Origin of the sequence: Helicobacter sp. 12S02634-8, assembly GCF_002272865.1 — a bacterium.
Classification (GTDB): Bacteria; Campylobacterota; Campylobacteria; order Campylobacterales; family Helicobacteraceae; genus Helicobacter_J.
Genome location: NZ_MLAP01000005.1, coordinates 18,342 through 35,914 on the forward strand (window position 1 = coordinate 18,342; position 17,573 = coordinate 35,914).

Sequence of the window (17,573 nt, forward strand, 5' to 3'; positions counted from 1 at the left end):
ATTTATTTGTTTATTAAACTATATTTTTAATATTTTCTATTAATTTTAAAGGTGTTAAGCCATAGCTAGATTTTTCCATTCTCGCACCAAAAGAATGTGCCAAAGAAGCAGTGATACTGGCCTTTAAACCTCCATAACCTTGAGCCAACAACGCCCCAATCAGCCCTGCAAGCACATCACCGCTCCCGCCTTTAGCGAGATTGGGTGTGCCAAAATGATTGATATAGATTTTGTCATTTTGAGATATGAGAGTATTAGCACCTTTGAGTAATGTCGTGATATGGGGATATTTCATACCAAATGCACGCAAAATCTCCATCTTATCGTTCAAAAGCTCCAAAACATCTATCTGCGCAAAACCTGTGAGCGATAACAATGAAACAAACTCCTTGGGGTGGGGAGTAAGAACAAGATTTTCATAAGATTCTAATATGCCCTTGATCCCCTCATAATAAAATAAATCTGCGTCCAAAACACAAGGCGCACACGCAAGCATTTTATCAAGATCACAAGGCACAGCCCCCATACCCATACCAAGGGCAAAGGCACTCACATTTTTGGGAATACTCTGTGTGGCCATCAATTCTATAGGCTTCACAAACCCCTCCCCTAGCACACTCACAAGCCCTGCCCCAAAGCCATAAGCTGCCATACCCGCCAAAAGAGCAGCCCCACTATGCTCCCCTGCATACACACACAAATGCCCAAAATCGCCTTTATGCACATTAGCACGATGGCGAATAGGCAAGTGCATATCAGATTTTTCAAGCAAATGCGTGTTAGAACTGACCTCATAAAGCTCTCTACTCACTCCCAAATCCCCTACAACCACCTGCCCAACGCACTCCTTTGCCCTATCGCTAAAAAAAGCCGTCTTCAATGCCCCCATACTCAATGTCCAATCTGCCTCAAACACCACTTCAGACGCACGCCCATCTGCAAACAAGCCGCTAGGTATATCACAAGCAATCTTTATCCGACCAAGCCGATTCATACTTGTGATAATTTTTTGATAATCACTCAAGACCTCTCCTACCAATCCCGTGCCAAAAAGACAATCGATGATAATATCGCAAGGATAGATTTTTTTTACCACTTCAATCTGTGCTTCCATAGCTCGCTGGTGTTGGATAAGGCACATTTTGCTTTTGGGCTCTTTGGCGATAAAAAGCTTGGTGTGAAATTCCCCTACTAATCTTCTGGATAAAGCATAGCCATCAGCCCCATTATCCCCACCTCCACAGACAATGATAACCACACTCCCGCGATGGCTGAGCTTGGTGATGAGCGTATGCAGAGCAGCCGCAGCATTTTCCATCAAAATCTCTCCACTCAAGAGATACTTTTCTATCGCTCGCTTGTCTAAAATCTCTAAATTTTTATAAACATTTTGCATATCAAACGCTCATTTTTTGGGGATAAAATGCAATGAAAGAGAATTGACACAATGCCTTGTATTTTTAGGTGTATAGCCCTCTCCGACAAATACATGCCCCAAATGCCCTCCACATTGCTTGCATAAAATCTCTGTGCGCCTTTTATCAGCATCCAATTGATATTCAATCGCTTCAGAAATGCACGCATCAAAGCTGGGCCAACCACAACCTGATTTGAATTTTGCACTCGAAGTATAAAGCTCTGCCCCGCACTGCTTGCATACATAAATCCCCTCTTGGTAAAAGTCGTTATATACACCACTAAATGGGGCTTCTGTGGCTTTTTTGATGATAATGTCATATTCTTGTGGGGTCAATGGATTCATCTGTATTCCTAGTGGATAAAATCAATAAGGAATAATATACCATAAAAAACAAGATTGTGTATTCTATTGGAGAGATAAAAGCAAGGGAGTAAGGGGTGTTTGATATTAAAAAAAGGGGGGGTGTTTGATGAGGGAGAAGCCCTATCAAACAAATTCGATGATAGCCATAGAAGAAGCATCGCCCCTGCGCAGACGCGTCCGCTGTATCCTTGTATAACCACCTTTTCTATCGCTATATTTAGGAGCGATTTCAGTAACTAGTTTTTTAGTAGCTGATTTATGCTGCAAATAAGCAAACACAAAACGATGGGCGTTGAAATCCCCTACTCTTGCAGCACTGATTAATTTTTCAATATAAGACTGCAATTCTTTTGCCTTGAAAACACCTGTTTCGATTTTATTATGTTCAATTAAAGCAATCGCAAGATTCTTTAACAACGCCTTTCTGTGTGAAGAGGTTCTGCCAAGCTTTCGATACCCGTGATTGTGCCTCATTGTTTCTCCTTAATTTTTCATCTTTATAATTTTTTTATTCAAAGACAATACCAACTCGCTGGGCAACTCAGACCCCACAGGATAGCCCAATTCTTGGAGCTTTTCTGCAATCTCATCATAGGATTTTTTACCCATATTTTTGATATTTTTTAAATCATTTTCACCCATCAAGACAAGCTCGCCGATATATCGAATCCCTGTCCTATCCAAGCAATTAAAACATCGCGCACTCAAATTGAGTGTATCGATTTTAACCATCAGATCTTTGAGCTCTGCAGCATCATCTGCAGATCCCTTAGCAATCGCTGGCACAGCTGTGATATCTGCCCCAAAAATACTCATTTGTGCGTGCATCACAGCAATTGCCTCTTGAAAAGCTTTGTAAGGCTCTATCTGCCCATCTGTTTCGATATCAAAAACTATCTTTTCATAGCTAGGATTGTCTTCTACCAAGACATTTTCTATCTCATAAATAGCCTTTTTCACTGGCGTAAAATATGCATCAAGTGGGATAAAATCCTCAGGGACAACTTTTCTTATCTCCTCACTAGGAACATAGCCCATACCTTTTTGCACGATGATAGAGAAATTCAAGACAGCATCTTCATTGATAGTGGCCAAATAAGCTTCTTTATTGACAACATCTAAAACATCATTAGCTAAATCTGCCCCCGTAAGTCCCATAGGACCTTTAAAAGAGTAATTGACAACAACTTGTTCCTCGCTTTCAGCAAAGGCTTTATAAACAAAGCGAATATTTTTTAGATTGATGATAAAAGGTGATACATCTTCTGATATACCCCGAACAGAATCGAACTCATGGGTCACACCCTCAATCTTAAGACCTATAGGAGCATAGCCGACCGAACTTGAAAGCAGTAATCTCCTGATAGGGTGGGCCAAAGTGATCGCATAGCCCGATTCAAAGGGATAAACTGATACTTTGATCCTGTTTTTATTGCTCTCTTCTATATTGATATCAGTAGGAATATAGGGAGCTGTTTTAATAGTTTTCATTCTTTTACCACCTGATTATTTAGAATACAACTCAACAATGAGCCTTTCCTCTATGGGAATCACAACTTCTTCTCTTTCTGGATAACGAGTGAAAATACCATATTTTTTATCTTTTTCTACATCTACCCAAGGCACTATGCCTGTTTGAGCAGTCAGCTCAATAGCGCGTGTGATTTGTGTGTTGTTTTTTGCCTTTTCTACAATCTCAATCTTTTGTCCAGCTTGCACAAAATAAGAAGGGATATTGATTTTTTTACCATCAACGAGAATATGTCCGTGGGATACTAATTGGCGAGCAAATCTCCGAGTGGTAGCAAAGCCCATACGATACACGACATTATCAAGCCTTCTTTCAATGAGTCGGATCAGATTTTCCCCTGTATTGCCATCGAGTCTGTTTGCTTCCACAAAAATCGATCGGAACTGCTTTTCTGAAACACCATACATCACTTTAGCTTTTTGTTTTTCACGAAGTTGCAAGCCATATTCAGAAATCTTACCTCTTTTTTGTCCGTGCTGACCTGGACCATAAGGTCTTTTGTCCAAAGCACTCTTGCCTGCTAGTCTTCGCTCACCTTTTAAAGCGAGTGACACACCAAATCGTCTTTCTAATTTTTCAACCGGTCCTCTGTATCTTGCCATTGTATGCTCCCTTATACTCTTCTTCTTTTAGGTGGTCTGCAGCCATTGTGGGGCAGTGGAGTGATGTCTTTTATCCAAAGGACTTTAATGCCCTCAATAGTCCCTACACTCTTTACAGCTGTTTCTCTGCCACTTCCAGGTCCTTGCACCTTGATCCCGACTTCTTTGATACCGTGCTCTTTGGCTTTTGCCATCGCACTCTCAACAGCCTGCTGTGCAGCATAGGGGGTAGATTTCTTAGAACCCTTAAAGCCAAGTCCACCAGCAGTAGCCCAACAGATCACATTACCCATTTCATCAGTGATGGTTACATTTGTATTGTTGAACGAAGCAGATATGCAAACAATGCCTTTTGCTATATTTTTTCTGATAATTCTCTTTTTAGTTGCTACATTTCTTTTAGCCATCAGTCAAGCCTCCTTATTTACTGCCTACTGTTTTTTTCTTGCCTTTTCTTGTGCGTGCGTTATTTTTAGTTGTCTGACCCCGCACAGGCAGTCCTTTTCTATGGCGAAGGCCACGATAATTCCCTAGGTCCATCAATGATTTGATATCCATTTGAACTTTTTTCCTTAAATCACCCTCGACCATGTAGCCTTCTTGAATTTTTTTAGCAATTGCAGAGACTTCATCTTCGCTGAGATCATGAACTCGCTTATCAAAAGATATATTTACGGCTCTCAAAATATCTTGAGAACTTTTCAAACCTACTCCATAAATATAAGTAAGAGCATATTCAACTCTTTTCTTTTTTGGCAAATCTACACCAGCAATCCTAGCCATATTTTATCCTTGTCTTTGTTTATGTTTTGGGGTTGAGCAAATCACTCGAACCACGCCTCTTCTCTTGATAATTTTACACTTATCACACATTTTTTTGACCGAAGGTCGCACTTTCATTTTCATCTCTCCTTAAATTCATGCCTATGCATAAAATCTTTTTAAAGCCCGAATAATCTCCATAATGGTTCTTCAGATACTAAAAAGCTGTCATTATAACAACTTTAAGTTTAAAAGCTTCTTAGTTTATTTATATCTGAAAGTAATCCTACCTTTATCAAGACTATAAGGCGTGAGTTCAATTTTTACTTTATCTCCGGGCAAGATTTTGATATAGTGCATACGCATTTTTCCAGCGATATGGCACAACACAATATGCTTGTTATCCAATTCGACTTTAAAAGTAGCGTTTGGCAGTGCTTCTAAGACCTTTCCATCTACCTCTATAATATCATCTTTAGCCATTATCAAATCTCCGTAAGTATTTCAGGTTTTCCATTGACCACTGCGATAGTATGCTCATAATGGCTGCCATTGAGTCCATCAACAGACACTACCCCCCATTTATCATCAAGAATCTTAGGCTCACCATCACTCTGGCAAATCATGGGTTCTAGGCAAAATACCATTCCCTCTTTGATCTTAGGGCCTGAGCTGATAGCGCGACCATCAAGGTAATTTGGGATTTCAGGCTCTTCGTGCGGCTTTCTGCCGATACCATGACCACAAAATCCCTTCAAAGGGACAAATCCCCGCTTGAGGATAGCAGCTTCAATAATGCCACTGAGCTCTTTAAAGCGCAAACCCACTTTGATATGGTCAATCGCTTCATACAAAGTGTCCTTAGCACAAGCTATAAGCTCCTTGTCTTTGCTAGAAATCTCTCCCACACCAAGAGTCACTGCCCCATCACCATACCAACCCTCATATTCTACGCCCACATCAAACCCCACTATATCGCCATTTTTGAGTAAATAGCCATTGGGGATACCGTGGATAATCACAGCATTGACAGAGATACACACAGCATTAGGGAAGCCATACAATCCTTTAAAAGCAGGTCGTGCACCATTTTTGCAGATAAAATCTTCAGCAATTTTATCCAACTCCAAAAGACTCACTCCCTCTTGTGCGTGCTGACTCAAAAGCTGCAATGTTTCGCCCACAAGGCGATTTGGCTTGCGCAAAAAATCAATTTCTTTGTGGTTTCGTATATTGATAGACATCAAAAGCCTACCGCACTGAGTGTTTTGTATTTATTCATATAAATTTGGGCTTCGATTTTACGCATTGTATCGATAGCAACTTGCACAACAATCAAAACTGCTGTCCCACCAAAATAAAATGGAACACCCATGCCCTTGACCAATATCCAAGGCAATGTAGAAATCAATGCCAAATACAAAGACCCCCAGAAAGTGAGATTACTTGCCACAGAATTCAAAAATGATGATGTTCCCTCTCCAGGCCGCATACCAGGTATATACCCCCCTTGGCGCTTGAGATTATCGGCAATATCTTTGGAATTAAACACAATTGAAGAGTAGAAATAAGCAAAAAATATCACCAATAAAAACATCAAAATATTATACGCATAGCCGTGTGGGCTTAAAAAATCGGCAATAGCTTGGATCGTCTTATTCGAAGAAGCTTGCAAAATTGTCGATGGAAACACCAACAAAGCTGAGGCAAAAATAGGGGGGATCACCCCACTGAGATTGAGCTTAATGGGTATGTAATTCATGATACGCTTATTTTGATTTTGCATAATGACTTTTCTAGCATAAGAAACAGGGATTCTGCGCTCAGCCAATTCGACATAAATAATCACAAAAACAGTGGCTAAAATAATCACAAAAATGCCAATCAGCACTAAGAAATTGATGACACCCGTGTTTGCGAGATTGAATGTCCCAGCAATCGCAGAAGGTATGCCTGAAACAATACCAGCAAAAATAATCAAACTAATCCCGTTCCCCACGCCTCTTTGTGTGATCTGCTCTCCAATCCACATCAAAAGCATTGTGCCTGTAAGCATTGAAAAGGTAGAAATCAGCAAAAATGTCTGCATATCAATCATGATCGCACCATTAGGACCATGCCCAATACTCTTCAGACCAAAGGAAACACTGATGGCTTGTATGATCGTGATAAAAATAGTCGCATAACGGACAATCTGCATATATTTTTGCATACCATCGCGTTCTTTTTTCATTTTTGCTAGGTTGGGGAAAGTAGCTGCGAGCAGTTCCATCACGATAGAAGCAGTGATATAGGGCATAATCCCTAGTGAAATGATACTCAAACGAGAAACTGCATCACCACTAAACATATTAAACAAACCCAAAGCATTCCCTGAATTATTATCAAAAAACGACTTGATAGCCGCTAAATCAACTCCGGGGATAGGCACATAGGCTAGAATCCTATATAAAAATAGAAAGCCTAAGGTGATTAGGATTTTGCCAACAACTGCCTTGTTCATCGCTCTTGCCCACTAGTCCTGATTCGATCGTCTTTGATTTTGGCTTTCAAATCACACGCACTAGAGCCGATGATCTTGATTTTTTCTATGTAAGTGGGGAATTTATGCACAGCTCTGATACTTTCAAAAGTGATTTCAGCAAGCTCTGCAATGCTTTTAAATTTATCGATATTGATCACATAGGGTTTTTGGATCTTTGTCCTGAATCCGACTTTTGGTAGTCGTCTTTGGAGGGGTTGCTGCCCGCCTTCAAAACCTCTTTTTGCTTTGTAACCACTTCTGGCTGTCTGCCCCTTGCCCCCTCTAGTAGAGGTTTTGCCCATACCACTGCCTTGACCTCTGCCAACGCGTTTGATATCTCGAGTGCTCCCGTGGGCTGGTTGTATTTTTTCTAGTGCCATAATGCCTCCTTAAGCCTTAATCCTAGCGAGTGCATCAATAGTCGCTCGCACAACATTATAAGGATTGTTTGAACCCAAAGACTTTGTCAAAATATCCTTAATCCCTGCTAATTCAATCACTGGTCTTGCAGAACCACCTGCGATGACACCTGTTCCCTCGCTTGCAGGCTTGAGCAAAATCTTGCTTGCATTGTATTTGTGCTCGATGTCATGGGGGATAGTTGTGCCTTTGATATGCACTTGAATAATGTTTTTAAACGCATCATCAACAGCTTTTTTGATCGCATCGGGGACTTCCTTTGCCTTGCCCAATCCAAATCCCACAGAGCCATTTTTATTTCCAACGACCACAAGGGCATTGAAGCGAAATCTCCGCCCACCTTTGACAACTTTTGTAACCCTTCCGATATTTACAACAACTTCACTAAATTCTTCTCGATTGATTTCCATATTTTTCCTTTAAAGAACGATGCCGTTTGTTCTTAGAGATTCTGCAAAAGCTGCAACAACGCCGTGATATAAATAGCCATTTCTATCATAAATAATCTCTTGAATACCTATTTTTTTCAACTCCTCTGCAAAAGCTTTGGCAATATTTTGGGCATCTTCTTTGTTGTTTTTTAATCCCATTTTTTTCCCATCAACGCAAGCAAGCGTTTTTTGAGATACATCATCAATAGCTTGGGCATATAGGTATTTGTTGGATCTGAAAATACTGACTCTAGGCTTGGTAGATGTGCCAAACAATTTACCTCTCACTCGAAGTTTTCTTTTGCTTCTGAGTTTCTTTTTTCTTTCTAATGTTTTACTTGTCATCTTATCACCTTTTATTTCTTAGCAGTTTTACCAGCTTTGCGGATAATGATCTCATCGCTGTATTTGATACCCTTACCTTTATAGGGCTCTGGAGGTCTGAACTCTCTGATCTCAGCTGCAATCTGTCCGATTTGCTGCTTATCGCTCCCTTTGATTGTGATTGTATTTTTATCCACACTCATTTCAACGCCCTCTGGTATGGGGTATTTCACAGGGTGGCTAAAGCCCAGTGCGAGCTCAAGCACCTTTCCAGAAACTGCTGCCTTATAGCCCACGCCATTGATTTCTAAAACTTTGCTAAAGCCTGAAGCAATGCCTGTGATGATATTGCTTGCTAAAGCTCTGTAAGTCCCCCAATAGGCTCGAGATTGCGGCTCATTATCGATAGAGCGAAAACTCAATTCGCTCCCACTCAAATCAATATGAACTCTTCCATAGGTTTCAAGTTCTTTAGTGATTTTGCCACCCTTAAACACAATTTTGCTCCCTTCGACAGATACTTGAACTGCACTTGGAATGCTAATAGGTCTTTTTCCAACTCTTGACATATCTCTCTCCTACCATATACTGCAAAGCGCTTCACCGCCCACATTTTGTTTATAGGCATCTTCATTAGCAATCACACCCTTGCTGGTGCTAACCACAATCGTGCCATAGCCATTTTTAAACTTCTTCAATTCATTTCTACCCTTATAGACTCTCCGACCGGGCTTGCTGATGCGCTTGATCTCATTGATGAGAGAATAACCTCTTTCATCATAAGCCAACTGCACTGAAATGGATTGTTTCCCGTCTTTGTCATTGACATTATAGTCTTTGACAAAACCTTTTGCTTTGAACACCTCAAGAATAGAAACAACAATCTTGGCATAATAAAGATTGGTGACCTCCAATCTCCTCATTGAAGCATTTCGTAATCGTGTCAATGAATCTGCAATTATATCATTTACCATATTTATTCCTTACCAACTAGCTTTTCGAAGTCCGGGGATCAGCCCTTCATTACCCATTTTTCTCAAACACACTCTGCAAAGCCCAAAATCCCTATAAACTGAATGGGGTCTCCCACATACTTGGCATCTGGTATATTTTCTTGCACTGAATTTTGCTTTTCGTTTTGTCTTAGCAACCATTGATTTTTTTGCCATATTTATTTTCCTTTTGCAAATGGCATACCAAGTAATTCAAGCAACTTGAATGCCTCTTTATCGTTATTTGTGGAAGTGACTATTGTGATATTCATACCGTGAGTTACCATAATATCATCATAAACTACTTCAGGGAACATCAATTGTTCATTGAGTCCAAAGCTATAATTCCCTCTACCATCAAAGCCATTTCTGGAAACACCCCTAAAATCCTTAACTCTGGGTAAAGATATCACGATGAGTTTTTCTAGAAAGTTATACATTTGATTACCCCTGAGAGTAACCTTTACCCCCATTGGCATTCCCTCACGCATTTTAAAGCCTGCGACAGATTTTTTTGCCAATGTGATCACAGCCTTTTGCCCTGCAATCAGTGAAATCGTATCTGCTATATTTTGCATGATTTTTGCATCTTTAGCGTGATCGCCTGCACCCACACTGATAATGATTTTTTCAAGTTTTGGCAAGAGCATAGGATTTTTGATACCTAGCTCAGAAACAAGCTTTGCCTTCACTTCCTCTTGATAGAATTTCTTCAAACCAAACATAATTATTTCTCCTCGGCTTTCTTGACATTTGAAATACTCATGGGCATTTCTTTGTGGGCAAAACCACCTTTGGGCTCATTGTCTGTTGGTTTGATAGCTTTTTTCACTACTTTACAGCCCTCTACAATCACTTGCTGTGTCTTAGGCAACACGGCAAGAACTTTCCCTGTTTTGCCCTTATCATCTCCAGCGAGGACTTTTACCATATCGCCTTTTTTTACTTTAAACTTTATCACTATAACACCTCCGGAGCTAACGATACTATTTTCATAAAATTCGCATATCGCACTTCTCTGCTGACTGGTCCAAATATCCTTGTGCCAATGGGCTCTTTTTTTGCATCCAAAATCACAGCTGCGTTATCATCAAAGCGAACCAAAGAGCCATTATCCCTTTGGATTTCTTTTTTTGTTCTGACAATGACAGCTTTGACCACCTGCCCTTTTTTCACCTTGCCATTGGGGATAGCCTTTTTGACAGAGGCGACAATGACATCTCCTACGGTAGCATATCGCCTATGGCTACCACCTAGCACCTTGATACACATAATCTCTTTTGCACCGCTATTATCGGCTACGGTCAATCTTGTAAAACTCTGTATCATCTCACACCCCTACCAAAACAATTTCTTTGAGATTGAAAGCCTTGGTTTTAGAAATCGGCTTACACTCGATTGCAGCGACCACATCGCCCACTTTAGCAGAGTTGTCTTGATCGTGTATGGTATATTTCTTAAATCTCTTGACAATCTTTCTATATTTGGGATGGACAACTTTTCTTTCAACCAAAATCACTACGCTCTGATCGCCTGCCTTGCTCACGACCTTGCCTTGAATCACTCTTTTATGTGGTTGTTTTTCACTCATTTTTGATCCTTCTTAGCAGATATTGCTGTATTGATACGCGCAATATCTTTTCTGATGACTGCAATTTGCCCAGGATTATTCAATTGCATTGTTTTGAGTTTGAGTCTGAGTTCAAAAAGCTCTGACTTTTTCTCAACTAACAGCTTTCTTAGTTCCTCGATTTCTTTATCTTTTAATTCAATAAATTTCATTTTCACTCTCGCTAGTTATGATTTTTGTCTTGAAAGGTAACTTGCTTTGAGCTAGAGCCAAGGCCTCTCTAGCAGTCGCTTCATCAATACCTGTCATTTCATAAATGATTCTTCCGGGCTTGATATTCATCACCCATTTTTCTACCGAACCCTTACCCTTACCCATTCTGGTTTCAAGAGGCTTAGCAGTCAATGGCTTATCGGGGAATACCCTAATCCAGACCTTTCCTGCTCTCTTGATGTGTCGAGTGAGTGCGATACGCGCTGATTCGATCTGCCTAGAATCAATCCTGCCGTGTTCAAGTGCCTTGATAGCGATATCACCAAATGTCAGAGAAGATCCTTTGAAAGATTTGCCCCTATTTCTGCCTTTCATTTGTTTTCTGTATTTTGTTCTTTTTGGCATTAACATTGTTATTATCTCCCTCTTCTACTTCTGGTTTTGGTATCTCTACCCTCTCTGTCGTCTTCTTTTTTCTCAGGTTGGATACCTTTTTGCAATACTTCACCTTTAAAAATCCAGACCTTAACCCCTATGATCCCATAGGTAGTCATCGCTTCTGCAAATCCATAATCAATTTTTGCACGGAGAGTATGCAAAGGAACTCTGCCCTCCATATACCACTCAGTCCTTGCCATCTCTGCTCCAGCAAGCCTGCCTGATACTCTGACCTTTATCCCTCTAGCTCCTGATTTGATAGCTGTTTGCATGACTTTTTTCATCGCTCTTCTGAAAGCTACCCGCTTTTCAAGCTGTGTAGCGACATTTTCAGCAGCTAATTGTGCGTTGGCTTGAGGGCGTTTGACTTCTTTGATATTGATAGAAATATCTTTTTGGACAAGCATTTTCAAAGATTGCTTGACCTTTTCAATATCAGCACCTTTTTTCCCGATGATAAGACCCGGACGAGCAGCCACGACCGTTACTCGAAGCTTCTTAGCTGCCCTCTCAATGATAATCTCACTCACACCTGCATAATAAAGCTCTTTTTTCAAAAATTTTCTGATTTTGTAGTCTTCGGCAATATTTAAGGGCGTATTTTGGGTATTTGGAAACCATCTGGAAGTCCAATTTCTGTTAATACCTAACCTTAAGCCTATTGGATTAACTTTTTGTCCCATAATTACTTATCCTCGCCTTCTGTTTTTTTGCTCATCTGTGATGTCCTTTTTGAAGCCCTTTGAGAGTCCTTGGCTTTTGGTGAATCTTTCTTTGGAGTGGCTTGTGTATTTTTAGCAGAGCCTTTTTTAGGATTTTTTGCCTGCACTTGATCGCTCACTTCGACTAAAATATGAGAAGTGGGCTTGCGGATAGGCGTTGCCCTGCCCTTAGCGCGTGGCATGAATCTTCTCAAAACAGGGCCTGCATCGACTCTGCAAGAAGTGATATAACTATTTTGGGCATCAAAGCCTCCATTTGCGATTGCTGAAGCGATGACTTTAGAAATAATTCTTGCGGCTTTATTTGGGGTGAATTCCAAGCTTGCAATCGCCAATTCTGCGTTCATACCTTGAATCTCTCTGGCTACCAATCGGGCTTTTGTCGGGGAAAGCCTGATATATCTTAATAGTGCTTTACTCATTGACTTTCCTTATTTACCAATCTTTTTTTGGACACTGCCTTTATGTCCTTTAAAAGTCCTTGTCGGAGCAAACTCGCCCAACTTATACCCCACATGGTTTTCAGTAACATACACAGGCACAAACACTCTGCCATTATGGACATTATAAGTGAGCCCTATCATATCAGGCAGTATTGTGCTTCTTCGTGACCAAGTTTTGATGGGTTTATTGTCTTTGCCTTCTTTGGCTTTTAATGTCTTTTTCATCAAGCTCTCATCGATGAAGGGACCTTTTTTAATTGATCTTGCCATATCGTATCCTTATTTTTTCTTTCTAGAAATAATCAATCTATCGCTAGCTTTCTTGCGTCTTGTCTTATAGCCCTTAGCAGGAAGTCCCCAAGGAGAAACAGGATGCCCACTTGATCCCGTTTTGCCCTCACCACCACCGTGTGGGTGATCGACAGGGTTCATCGCACTACCTCGAGTCTGGGGTCTAATACCTCTGTGTCTGTTTCTGCCTGCTTTACCAATTGAGATATTGATAAAGTCTTCATTACCCACTACACCGATGGTTGCCATACATTCTTCAAGGATATAGCGCATTTCCCCACTTGGCATTCTGATGATTGTGTATTTACCCTCTCTACCCATAATCTGAGCACTCGCACCTGCACTTCTAGCAAGCTGCCCCCCAGCCCCAGGGTGCATTTCAATATTATGCACGATTGTGCCGATAGGGATACTTTTAATCTTCATCGCAAAGCCTGTTTTGATATCAAGCCCTGCTTCTGCAGCTACAACCACATCGCCCACTTTAAGACCACTCGGCTGTAAAATATATCTCTTATCCCCATCAGGATACACAACCAAAGCGATCCGACAATTTCTGTATGGATCATATTCAATACTCTCGACTTTTCCTTCAATATTGTATTTATTGCGCTTGAAGTCAATGATACGATAGAATTTCTTTGCTCCACCCTCTTTGTGGCGGCTTGTGATGCGTCCGTTATTGTTTCTCCCTGCAGTTACAGGCAATTTTACGAGCAATTTTTTTACGCTTGGTTTTGCTGTGATGTCTTGAGAGCTAAGCCCTGACATAAATCTTCTGCTAGGAGTGTAAGGTTTATAGGTCTTGATTGCCATAGTATCTCCTTATGCGGTGAGCGAAGGGATCTTCGCATCTTCTGGGACTTTTACATAAAACTTTTTAAATGCATTTCTTTGTCCGATTCTGCCCTTGAAACGTTTGATTTTCCCCTCTTGTCGCAAAGAATTGATACGCAAAGGAGTGAAACCAAAATAATCCTTAAAAACTTGCTTCAATTGATTTTTAGTCACCTTGCTAGAAGTCTGCACGACCATAATCCCACTCTCTTGCATTGACAAAGATTTCTCTGTATAGAGCATCGATTTTATATCTGTTATATCTGCCATATTGACCTTCCCTAATTATTTAGATTGAATAATCTCATCAAAAACAGCCTTTTCCATCACGACAGAATGAAAAGCTGCGACCAAATAAGCATTCAATTCATTTGCATCTACCAAATAGCAGTTTTTTAAATTTCTGAAAGCCAAAAATGTTGGCTCATCACTCATTTGGCATACAAACAAAACACTTCTTTCACCCAAAGTCTTCACAATCGCTTGAGCGTCTTTTGTTTTAGAGCTTGCCACTGCGATAGAATCCGTGATATAAAGCTTGGCATTTTCTGTTTTTTGTTTGAGTGCATATTCAAGAGCAAGTTTTTTTTGCTTTTTGTTGATTTTAAGATCATAGTTTCGGTTATTGCTCGGACCATGTGAAACACCACCACCTACAAACACAGGTGAAGTAATACTCCCTGCTCTAGCTCTCCCGCCGCCTTTTTGACTCCAAGGCTTTTTGCCCCCGCCACTGACTTCGCCGCGATTTTTTGCACTCGCACTATTAGCTCGGAGTGAAGCGAGGTAAGATTTGACATAAAGATACAGATTGTGCTCATTGATCCCATCGTATCTTTGGGGCAAATCAATTTCACTTGCCTTTTCGAACTGATTGTCCAATATGATTGCCTTACTCATTTTTAACCCTTATTATTTCATAATCATTATGCGGCCATAGGCACCACAAAATCCTGCTACAGAGCCTTTAACAGCTAAAATATTGCTAGCTTTATCAAAAGAAACCACTTCATTTTGCCCTGTAACTTTTTCATTGCCATAATGCCCTGCCATTTTCTTACCCGGCTGGACTCTCCCTGGCCATTCTCTATTACCGATAGACCCAAGTCTTCTATGGAATCTACTCCCGTGCGCAGCAGGCCCACCTTGGAAATTCCAGCGCTTCATCGCACCAGCAAACCCGCGACCTTTGGTATGGAAAGCCACCTTGAGTTTTTTGGCATTTTCTAAACCCGCAGTATCTAAATCGCCCACTTCTTCATTGGCAACACTCAAAGTAACAAAATGGTTGAATTCTTTGCTCAGATTGTATTTTTTCTGTTGGCCTTCTATGGATTTATTGTATTGCTTCCCATAGGAGTAAGCAACCAACGCTTTGCCATTTCCATACACTTGGCAGACTTTAGCATTGACAACTCGCAACAATGTGACTGGGACGCTTGATGTTCCAATCGTTCTGCTCATACCAATTTTTTCTACTAAAAATTCCATTCTCTATCCTTGCCTTATTTATTTTCCATAGAAGTCACTTCGACATCGACCTCAGGAGCCAAATCAAGCTTCATAAGACTATCTACAGTTTCAGGTGTTGCAGACATAATATCAATGATCCTGCTATGCACTCTGATTTCAAACTGCTCCCTAGAATCTTTATTGATATGAGGGGATCGCAACACGGTGTATCTCCTATTTTTTGTCGGCAATGGGATCGGCCCTCTGATGTCTGAACCTGTCCTTTTCACTGCCTCGACAATCGATGCAACAGATCTGTCCAAAACTCTGTGGTCATAGGCTTTGAGCTTAAGTCTGATTTTTTCCATTTATTTACTTCCTTTACAAAGAACTCATCAAAATAGATGCAATTACCAAAATTTGGAACGGGTATTATAAGTAAAATATAGTCACATAGTCAAGGATTTATCCTATTTTTCGTATTTTTATTGCAAATTAATTTCCTTATCAAAAGGAAAGTATGCTATGATTTCTTTATGATTTCTTGAAAATATTTTAGGACAATTATATGCAAGATTTGGAGCAAAATTTCATCGAAAAAACGCAAGGCTTTAGTATCTTGCCTCGTCGTTTTGGGCTAGGGGCTAATAAAATCCACCTTTTTGGTCCTCCCAAATCAGGAAAAACATCTATCGCGCTTGATTTTGCTAGGCTATTCAAAAAGCCTGCTTATTTTGACTGCAAAGACCCAAGAACAGATACAGAAGCCATCAAACCCATACTACTCAAGCTGTATTTAGAGAAAAAAATCGACATACTCATCATAGACAACTTTCCCCAAGACTTCTCTTTGCCTAACCTAGAAAATATGATTCTCATCACCCACTCACAGACCACCCCTATCCCAGAGGGGTTTGTATCCAAGTCTATCACGCCTTTGAGCTTTGAAGAATATATCAGCTTTGATAAAAAAAATCTCTCTATCAACACGCTTTTCAACCACTTCCTCAAAGACGGCAACTTGCCTGAAATCCAAGCTCTCAATGACTATCAAAAAATACCACGCAGGCAAGAAATCACCACATTGGCCTTTGGCAATGCTGCTCAATTATTCCAGAATCTCATCTCTTATCAAGCCCATAAAATCAGCACCAACCAACTCTACACACAGATCAAAAAACACACTAAAATCTCAAAAGACACGATCTATCAATCCATTGCTACTTTTCAAAAAGATCAAGCCATCTATCTCCTCCCCCACCACAAAGACAAATCCCAAAACAAAAAGCTTTATTTTTATGATTTTTCCCTGCCCTATGCCTTTGCCTCGCTCAAGTCTTTCCAAGCTATCTTTGAAAATATGGTATTTTTAGAGCTATCTTATAAAAACACAAATCTCTCTTATGCTGAGGGCTGTGATTTCCTCACACAAGACGCACACGCTTATATCGCACTTGCCTTCCCCACAGCTGCTGCTATCGATGAAAAAATCACCAAAATCCAAAAAATATTTTCACACATCACTATCATCACGATCAACTATGAAGCAAGCGCGCAAACGCCTTATGGGCGATGGGAAGCAGTGAGTTTTATCAACTTTGCCCTACAAGATCTCTAAATGACAAACTCTATGTTAAAGCACAAAAAAGTTATCCAAAGTTTAGGGGGTTTTTGATGGTGAAGCTTTTGCGATGGTGGGGCGTATAGCCATAGAGTGCTAGAGTTTTGAGATGTTCTCTGCTCCCATAGCCGATATTGTTTTTGAAGCCATATTGCGGATAAAGGGAGTCAAGGGCTAGCATTTGGGTATCTTTGGCTGTTTTAGCAAGGATTGACGCAGCTGCGATTTGAGGGATTTTATCATCACCTTTGATGATAGGGCTCAAGCGATAATCTGAGCCACCTTGAAGCCCAAAAAGTGTATTGCCATCTACATAAAAATCATCACTCCAAACTCTCAAATGCTCAATAATCTCAGAAATTGCCTCTTTCAAGCAAATACTCAAGCCCCTCTCATCAATTTGTGTGCAAGTTTTTTCAACAATATGGGTATGGATATTTGTGTTTTCTGAGAGTTTTTGGGCTAGGGCAAAGCGTTTGGTTCTTGATAGCTTTTTGCTGTCTTTAACGCCAATAGAGCACAGCCACATGGCCTCAACCTCTCTGCAAGCCACCCCTGCAATAAACATACTCCCGCACAAACTCCCCCTGCCTGCCTCATCAACCCCACAAATCACC

At 40.5% G+C, this 17,573-nt stretch carries 33 protein-coding genes; 1 reads left to right on the forward strand and 32 read right to left on the reverse strand.

The features are described from left to right. Nucleotides 1–13: 13 nt before the first annotated feature. The 31 genes from BKH46_RS04100 to rpsJ form a co-directional block, all read right to left on the reverse strand. Nucleotides 14–1,396, reverse strand: a complete 1,383-nt coding sequence (locus BKH46_RS04100) for an NAD(P)H-hydrate dehydratase (protein WP_095225570.1) — start codon at nt 1,394–1,396, stop codon at nt 14–16. A 9-nt stretch (nt 1,397–1,405) separates the two neighbouring features. Then, on the reverse strand, nt 1,406–1,762 hold the full coding sequence (locus BKH46_RS04105; protein WP_095225571.1) for a methionine-R-sulfoxide reductase: 357 nt from the start codon (nt 1,760–1,762) through the stop codon (nt 1,406–1,408). A gap of 144 nt (nt 1,763–1,906) precedes the next feature. Further along, nucleotides 1,907–2,257 carry a 50S ribosomal protein L17 gene (gene rplQ / locus BKH46_RS09660; RefSeq protein ID WP_216358697.1) on the reverse strand — a complete coding sequence of 117 codons (351 nt, stop codon included), beginning with the start codon at nt 2,255–2,257 and terminating at the stop codon, nt 1,907–1,909. Between the two features lie 9 nt (nt 2,258–2,266). Further along, entirely contained in the window at nt 2,267–3,274 is a 1,008-nt protein-coding gene (locus BKH46_RS04110; RefSeq protein WP_216358698.1) for a DNA-directed RNA polymerase subunit alpha, read from the reverse strand. Nucleotides 3,275–3,289: 15 nt separating this feature from the next. Then, nucleotides 3,290–3,916 (reverse strand): 30S ribosomal protein S4, encoded by a 627-nt coding sequence (rpsD, locus tag BKH46_RS04115; RefSeq protein ID WP_095225572.1) that lies wholly within the window; start codon nt 3,914–3,916, stop codon nt 3,290–3,292. A gap of 11 nt (nt 3,917–3,927) precedes the next feature. Next, nucleotides 3,928–4,323 (reverse strand): 30S ribosomal protein S11, encoded by a 396-nt coding sequence (gene rpsK, locus BKH46_RS04120; protein ID WP_095225573.1) that lies wholly within the window; start codon nt 4,321–4,323, stop codon nt 3,928–3,930. Nucleotides 4,324–4,336: 13 nt separating this feature from the next. Then, a complete protein-coding gene (rpsM, locus tag BKH46_RS04125) occupies nt 4,337–4,699 on the reverse strand; it encodes a 30S ribosomal protein S13 (RefSeq protein ID WP_095225574.1) in 363 nt (120 codons plus the stop codon). Nucleotides 4,700–4,702: 3 nt separating this feature from the next. Continuing rightward, the gene (rpmJ, locus tag BKH46_RS04130) at nt 4,703–4,816 is read right to left on the reverse strand and encodes a 50S ribosomal protein L36 (protein ID WP_095225575.1); all 114 of its coding nucleotides are present in this window, start codon (nt 4,814–4,816) and stop codon (nt 4,703–4,705) included. Nucleotides 4,817–4,942: 126 nt separating this feature from the next. Next, on the reverse strand, nt 4,943–5,161 hold the full coding sequence (infA, locus tag BKH46_RS04135; RefSeq protein WP_095225576.1) for a translation initiation factor IF-1: 219 nt from the start codon (nt 5,159–5,161) through the stop codon (nt 4,943–4,945). 2 nt (nt 5,162–5,163) lie between these two features. Next, on the reverse strand, nt 5,164–5,922 hold the full coding sequence (gene map, locus BKH46_RS04140; protein WP_095225577.1) for a type I methionyl aminopeptidase: 759 nt from the start codon (nt 5,920–5,922) through the stop codon (nt 5,164–5,166). After that, nucleotides 5,922–7,181, reverse strand: a complete 1,260-nt coding sequence (gene secY / locus BKH46_RS04145; RefSeq protein WP_095225578.1) for a preprotein translocase subunit SecY — start codon at nt 7,179–7,181, stop codon at nt 5,922–5,924. The genes map and secY overlap by 1 nt, the downstream gene beginning before the upstream one ends. Further along, the gene (gene rplO / locus BKH46_RS04150; protein WP_095225579.1) at nt 7,178–7,582 is read right to left on the reverse strand and encodes a 50S ribosomal protein L15; all 405 of its coding nucleotides are present in this window, start codon (nt 7,580–7,582) and stop codon (nt 7,178–7,180) included. Before rplO ends, secY begins: the two co-directional genes overlap by 4 nt. A gap of 9 nt (nt 7,583–7,591) precedes the next feature. Next, on the reverse strand, nt 7,592–8,032 hold the full coding sequence (gene rpsE / locus BKH46_RS09460; RefSeq protein WP_172402552.1) for a 30S ribosomal protein S5: 441 nt from the start codon (nt 8,030–8,032) through the stop codon (nt 7,592–7,594). A 9-nt stretch (nt 8,033–8,041) separates the two neighbouring features. After that, nucleotides 8,042–8,398, reverse strand: a complete 357-nt coding sequence (gene rplR, locus BKH46_RS09465; protein ID WP_172402553.1) for a 50S ribosomal protein L18 — start codon at nt 8,396–8,398, stop codon at nt 8,042–8,044. Between the two features lie 11 nt (nt 8,399–8,409). Then, entirely contained in the window at nt 8,410–8,946 is a 537-nt protein-coding gene (rplF, locus tag BKH46_RS04160; RefSeq protein WP_095225580.1) for a 50S ribosomal protein L6, read from the reverse strand. A gap of 9 nt (nt 8,947–8,955) precedes the next feature. After that, nucleotides 8,956–9,351: a 30S ribosomal protein S8 gene (gene rpsH / locus BKH46_RS04165; RefSeq protein ID WP_095225581.1), complete on the reverse strand. Its 396-nt coding sequence runs from the start codon at nt 9,349–9,351 to the stop codon at nt 8,956–8,958. 9 nt (nt 9,352–9,360) lie between these two features. Beyond that, nucleotides 9,361–9,546, reverse strand: coding sequence for a type Z 30S ribosomal protein S14 (locus tag BKH46_RS04170; RefSeq protein ID WP_095225582.1), 186 nt, complete (start codon nt 9,544–9,546; stop codon nt 9,361–9,363). A 2-nt stretch (nt 9,547–9,548) separates the two neighbouring features. Beyond that, nucleotides 9,549–10,094 carry a 50S ribosomal protein L5 gene (gene rplE, locus BKH46_RS04175; protein WP_095225583.1) on the reverse strand — a complete coding sequence of 182 codons (546 nt, stop codon included), beginning with the start codon at nt 10,092–10,094 and terminating at the stop codon, nt 9,549–9,551. A 2-nt stretch (nt 10,095–10,096) separates the two neighbouring features. Then, nucleotides 10,097–10,330: a 50S ribosomal protein L24 gene (gene rplX, locus BKH46_RS04180; RefSeq protein ID WP_172402554.1), complete on the reverse strand. Its 234-nt coding sequence runs from the start codon at nt 10,328–10,330 to the stop codon at nt 10,097–10,099. Next, nucleotides 10,330–10,698 carry a 50S ribosomal protein L14 gene (rplN, locus tag BKH46_RS04185; protein WP_095225584.1) on the reverse strand — a complete coding sequence of 123 codons (369 nt, stop codon included), beginning with the start codon at nt 10,696–10,698 and terminating at the stop codon, nt 10,330–10,332. The genes rplX and rplN overlap by 1 nt, the downstream gene beginning before the upstream one ends. 1 nt (nt 10,699) lies before the next feature. After that, entirely contained in the window at nt 10,700–10,960 is a 261-nt protein-coding gene (rpsQ, locus tag BKH46_RS04190) for a 30S ribosomal protein S17 (protein WP_095225585.1), read from the reverse strand. Continuing rightward, nucleotides 10,957–11,151 (reverse strand): 50S ribosomal protein L29, encoded by a 195-nt coding sequence (gene rpmC / locus BKH46_RS04195; protein WP_095225586.1) that lies wholly within the window; start codon nt 11,149–11,151, stop codon nt 10,957–10,959. Before rpmC ends, rpsQ begins: the two co-directional genes overlap by 4 nt. Continuing rightward, entirely contained in the window at nt 11,138–11,563 is a 426-nt protein-coding gene (gene rplP / locus BKH46_RS04200) for a 50S ribosomal protein L16 (protein ID WP_095225587.1), read from the reverse strand. Before rplP ends, rpmC begins: the two co-directional genes overlap by 14 nt. Nucleotides 11,564–11,568: 5 nt before the next feature. Then, the gene (gene rpsC / locus BKH46_RS04205) at nt 11,569–12,273 is read right to left on the reverse strand and encodes a 30S ribosomal protein S3 (protein WP_095225588.1); all 705 of its coding nucleotides are present in this window, start codon (nt 12,271–12,273) and stop codon (nt 11,569–11,571) included. Between the two features lie 2 nt (nt 12,274–12,275). Beyond that, nucleotides 12,276–12,734 carry a 50S ribosomal protein L22 gene (gene rplV / locus BKH46_RS04210; protein WP_095225589.1) on the reverse strand — a complete coding sequence of 153 codons (459 nt, stop codon included), beginning with the start codon at nt 12,732–12,734 and terminating at the stop codon, nt 12,276–12,278. 9 nt (nt 12,735–12,743) lie between these two features. Next, the gene (rpsS, locus tag BKH46_RS04215; RefSeq protein ID WP_095225590.1) at nt 12,744–13,025 is read right to left on the reverse strand and encodes a 30S ribosomal protein S19; all 282 of its coding nucleotides are present in this window, start codon (nt 13,023–13,025) and stop codon (nt 12,744–12,746) included. A gap of 9 nt (nt 13,026–13,034) precedes the next feature. After that, on the reverse strand, nt 13,035–13,862 hold the full coding sequence (rplB, locus tag BKH46_RS04220; RefSeq protein ID WP_095225591.1) for a 50S ribosomal protein L2: 828 nt from the start codon (nt 13,860–13,862) through the stop codon (nt 13,035–13,037). A 9-nt stretch (nt 13,863–13,871) separates the two neighbouring features. Continuing rightward, the gene (locus BKH46_RS04225; RefSeq protein WP_095225592.1) at nt 13,872–14,153 is read right to left on the reverse strand and encodes a 50S ribosomal protein L23; all 282 of its coding nucleotides are present in this window, start codon (nt 14,151–14,153) and stop codon (nt 13,872–13,874) included. Nucleotides 14,154–14,168: 15 nt separating this feature from the next. Then, nucleotides 14,169–14,783, reverse strand: a complete 615-nt coding sequence (gene rplD / locus BKH46_RS04230) for a 50S ribosomal protein L4 (RefSeq protein WP_095225593.1) — start codon at nt 14,781–14,783, stop codon at nt 14,169–14,171. A gap of 12 nt (nt 14,784–14,795) precedes the next feature. Continuing rightward, nucleotides 14,796–15,374 carry a 50S ribosomal protein L3 gene (rplC, locus tag BKH46_RS04235; RefSeq protein WP_095225594.1) on the reverse strand — a complete coding sequence of 193 codons (579 nt, stop codon included), beginning with the start codon at nt 15,372–15,374 and terminating at the stop codon, nt 14,796–14,798. 14 nt (nt 15,375–15,388) lie between these two features. Further along, on the reverse strand, nt 15,389–15,703 hold the full coding sequence (rpsJ, locus tag BKH46_RS04240; RefSeq protein WP_095225595.1) for a 30S ribosomal protein S10: 315 nt from the start codon (nt 15,701–15,703) through the stop codon (nt 15,389–15,391). Nucleotides 15,704–15,903: 200 nt separating this feature from the next. On the opposite strand from rpsJ, the gene BKH46_RS04245 reads away from it, so the two are divergent. Then, complete coding sequence (locus BKH46_RS04245) at nt 15,904–16,953, forward strand: ATP-binding protein (RefSeq protein WP_095225596.1); 1,050 nt, start codon at nt 15,904–15,906, stop codon at nt 16,951–16,953. A gap of 31 nt (nt 16,954–16,984) precedes the next feature. Here BKH46_RS04245 and BKH46_RS04250 read toward each other — a convergent pair whose 3' ends face one another. Beyond that, complete coding sequence (locus BKH46_RS04250) at nt 16,985–17,572, reverse strand: ribonuclease HII (RefSeq protein ID WP_095225597.1); 588 nt, start codon at nt 17,570–17,572, stop codon at nt 16,985–16,987. Nucleotide 17,573: the final 1 nt, after the last annotated feature.

Excerpts from the sequence above, each read along its gene's own strand:
- rplN (WP_095225584.1), bottom strand. The coding sequence starts at position 10,698 with ATGATACAGAGTTTTACAAGATTGACCGTAGCCGATAATAGCGGTGCA.
- rplO (WP_095225579.1), bottom strand. The coding sequence starts at position 7,582 with ATGGCACTAGAAAAAATACAACCAGCCCACGGGAGCACTCGAGATATC.
- infA (WP_095225576.1), bottom strand. The coding sequence starts at position 5,161 with ATGGCTAAAGATGATATTATAGAGGTAGATGGAAAGGTCTTAGAAGCA.
- BKH46_RS04225 (WP_095225592.1), bottom strand. The coding sequence starts at position 14,153 with ATGGCAGATATAACAGATATAAAATCGATGCTCTATACAGAGAAATCT.
- rplE (WP_095225583.1), bottom strand. The coding sequence starts at position 10,094 with ATGTTTGGTTTGAAGAAATTCTATCAAGAGGAAGTGAAGGCAAAGCTT.
- rplD (WP_095225593.1), bottom strand. The coding sequence starts at position 14,783 with ATGAGTAAGGCAATCATATTGGACAATCAGTTCGAAAAGGCAAGTGAA.
- BKH46_RS04170 (WP_095225582.1), bottom strand. The coding sequence starts at position 9,546 with ATGGCAAAAAAATCAATGGTTGCTAAGACAAAACGAAAAGCAAAATTC.
- rpsK (WP_095225573.1), bottom strand. The coding sequence starts at position 4,323 with ATGGCTAAAAGAAATGTAGCAACTAAAAAGAGAATTATCAGAAAAAAT.
- rpmJ (WP_095225575.1), bottom strand. The coding sequence starts at position 4,816 with ATGAAAGTGCGACCTTCGGTCAAAAAAATGTGTGATAAGTGTAAAATT.
- BKH46_RS04110 (WP_216358698.1), bottom strand. The coding sequence starts at position 3,274 with ATGAAAACTATTAAAACAGCTCCCTATATTCCTACTGATATCAATATA.
- rplB (WP_095225591.1), bottom strand. The coding sequence starts at position 13,862 with ATGGCAATCAAGACCTATAAACCTTACACTCCTAGCAGAAGATTTATG.
- rplV (WP_095225589.1), bottom strand. The coding sequence starts at position 12,734 with ATGAGTAAAGCACTATTAAGATATATCAGGCTTTCCCCGACAAAAGCC.
- BKH46_RS04105 (WP_095225571.1), bottom strand. The coding sequence starts at position 1,762 with ATGAATCCATTGACCCCACAAGAATATGACATTATCATCAAAAAAGCC.
- rpsM (WP_095225574.1), bottom strand. The coding sequence starts at position 4,699 with ATGGCTAGGATTGCTGGTGTAGATTTGCCAAAAAAGAAAAGAGTTGAA.
- rplR (WP_172402553.1), bottom strand. The coding sequence starts at position 8,398 with ATGACAAGTAAAACATTAGAAAGAAAAAAGAAACTCAGAAGCAAAAGA.
- rplC (WP_095225594.1), bottom strand. The coding sequence starts at position 15,374 with ATGGAATTTTTAGTAGAAAAAATTGGTATGAGCAGAACGATTGGAACA.
- rpsD (WP_095225572.1), bottom strand. The coding sequence starts at position 3,916 with ATGGCAAGATACAGAGGACCGGTTGAAAAATTAGAAAGACGATTTGGT.
- rplQ (WP_216358697.1), bottom strand. The coding sequence starts at position 2,257 with ATGAGGCACAATCACGGGTATCGAAAGCTTGGCAGAACCTCTTCACAC.
- map (WP_095225577.1), bottom strand. The coding sequence starts at position 5,922 with ATGTCTATCAATATACGAAACCACAAAGAAATTGATTTTTTGCGCAAG.
- rpsJ (WP_095225595.1), bottom strand. The coding sequence starts at position 15,703 with ATGGAAAAAATCAGACTTAAGCTCAAAGCCTATGACCACAGAGTTTTG.
- rpmC (WP_095225586.1), bottom strand. The coding sequence starts at position 11,151 with ATGAAATTTATTGAATTAAAAGATAAAGAAATCGAGGAACTAAGAAAG.
- rplF (WP_095225580.1), bottom strand. The coding sequence starts at position 8,946 with ATGTCAAGAGTTGGAAAAAGACCTATTAGCATTCCAAGTGCAGTTCAA.
- rpsH (WP_095225581.1), bottom strand. The coding sequence starts at position 9,351 with ATGGTAAATGATATAATTGCAGATTCATTGACACGATTACGAAATGCT.
- BKH46_RS04245 (WP_095225596.1), top strand. The coding sequence starts at position 15,904 with ATGCAAGATTTGGAGCAAAATTTCATCGAAAAAACGCAAGGCTTTAGT.
- rpsQ (WP_095225585.1), bottom strand. The coding sequence starts at position 10,960 with ATGAGTGAAAAACAACCACATAAAAGAGTGATTCAAGGCAAGGTCGTG.
- BKH46_RS04100 (WP_095225570.1), bottom strand. The coding sequence starts at position 1,396 with ATGCAAAATGTTTATAAAAATTTAGAGATTTTAGACAAGCGAGCGATA.
- secY (WP_095225578.1), bottom strand. The coding sequence starts at position 7,181 with ATGAACAAGGCAGTTGTTGGCAAAATCCTAATCACCTTAGGCTTTCTA.
- rpsC (WP_095225588.1), bottom strand. The coding sequence starts at position 12,273 with ATGGGACAAAAAGTTAATCCAATAGGCTTAAGGTTAGGTATTAACAGA.
- rpsE (WP_172402552.1), bottom strand. The coding sequence starts at position 8,032 with ATGGAAATCAATCGAGAAGAATTTAGTGAAGTTGTTGTAAATATCGGA.
- rplP (WP_095225587.1), bottom strand. The coding sequence starts at position 11,563 with ATGTTAATGCCAAAAAGAACAAAATACAGAAAACAAATGAAAGGCAGA.
- rpsS (WP_095225590.1), bottom strand. The coding sequence starts at position 13,025 with ATGGCAAGATCAATTAAAAAAGGTCCCTTCATCGATGAGAGCTTGATG.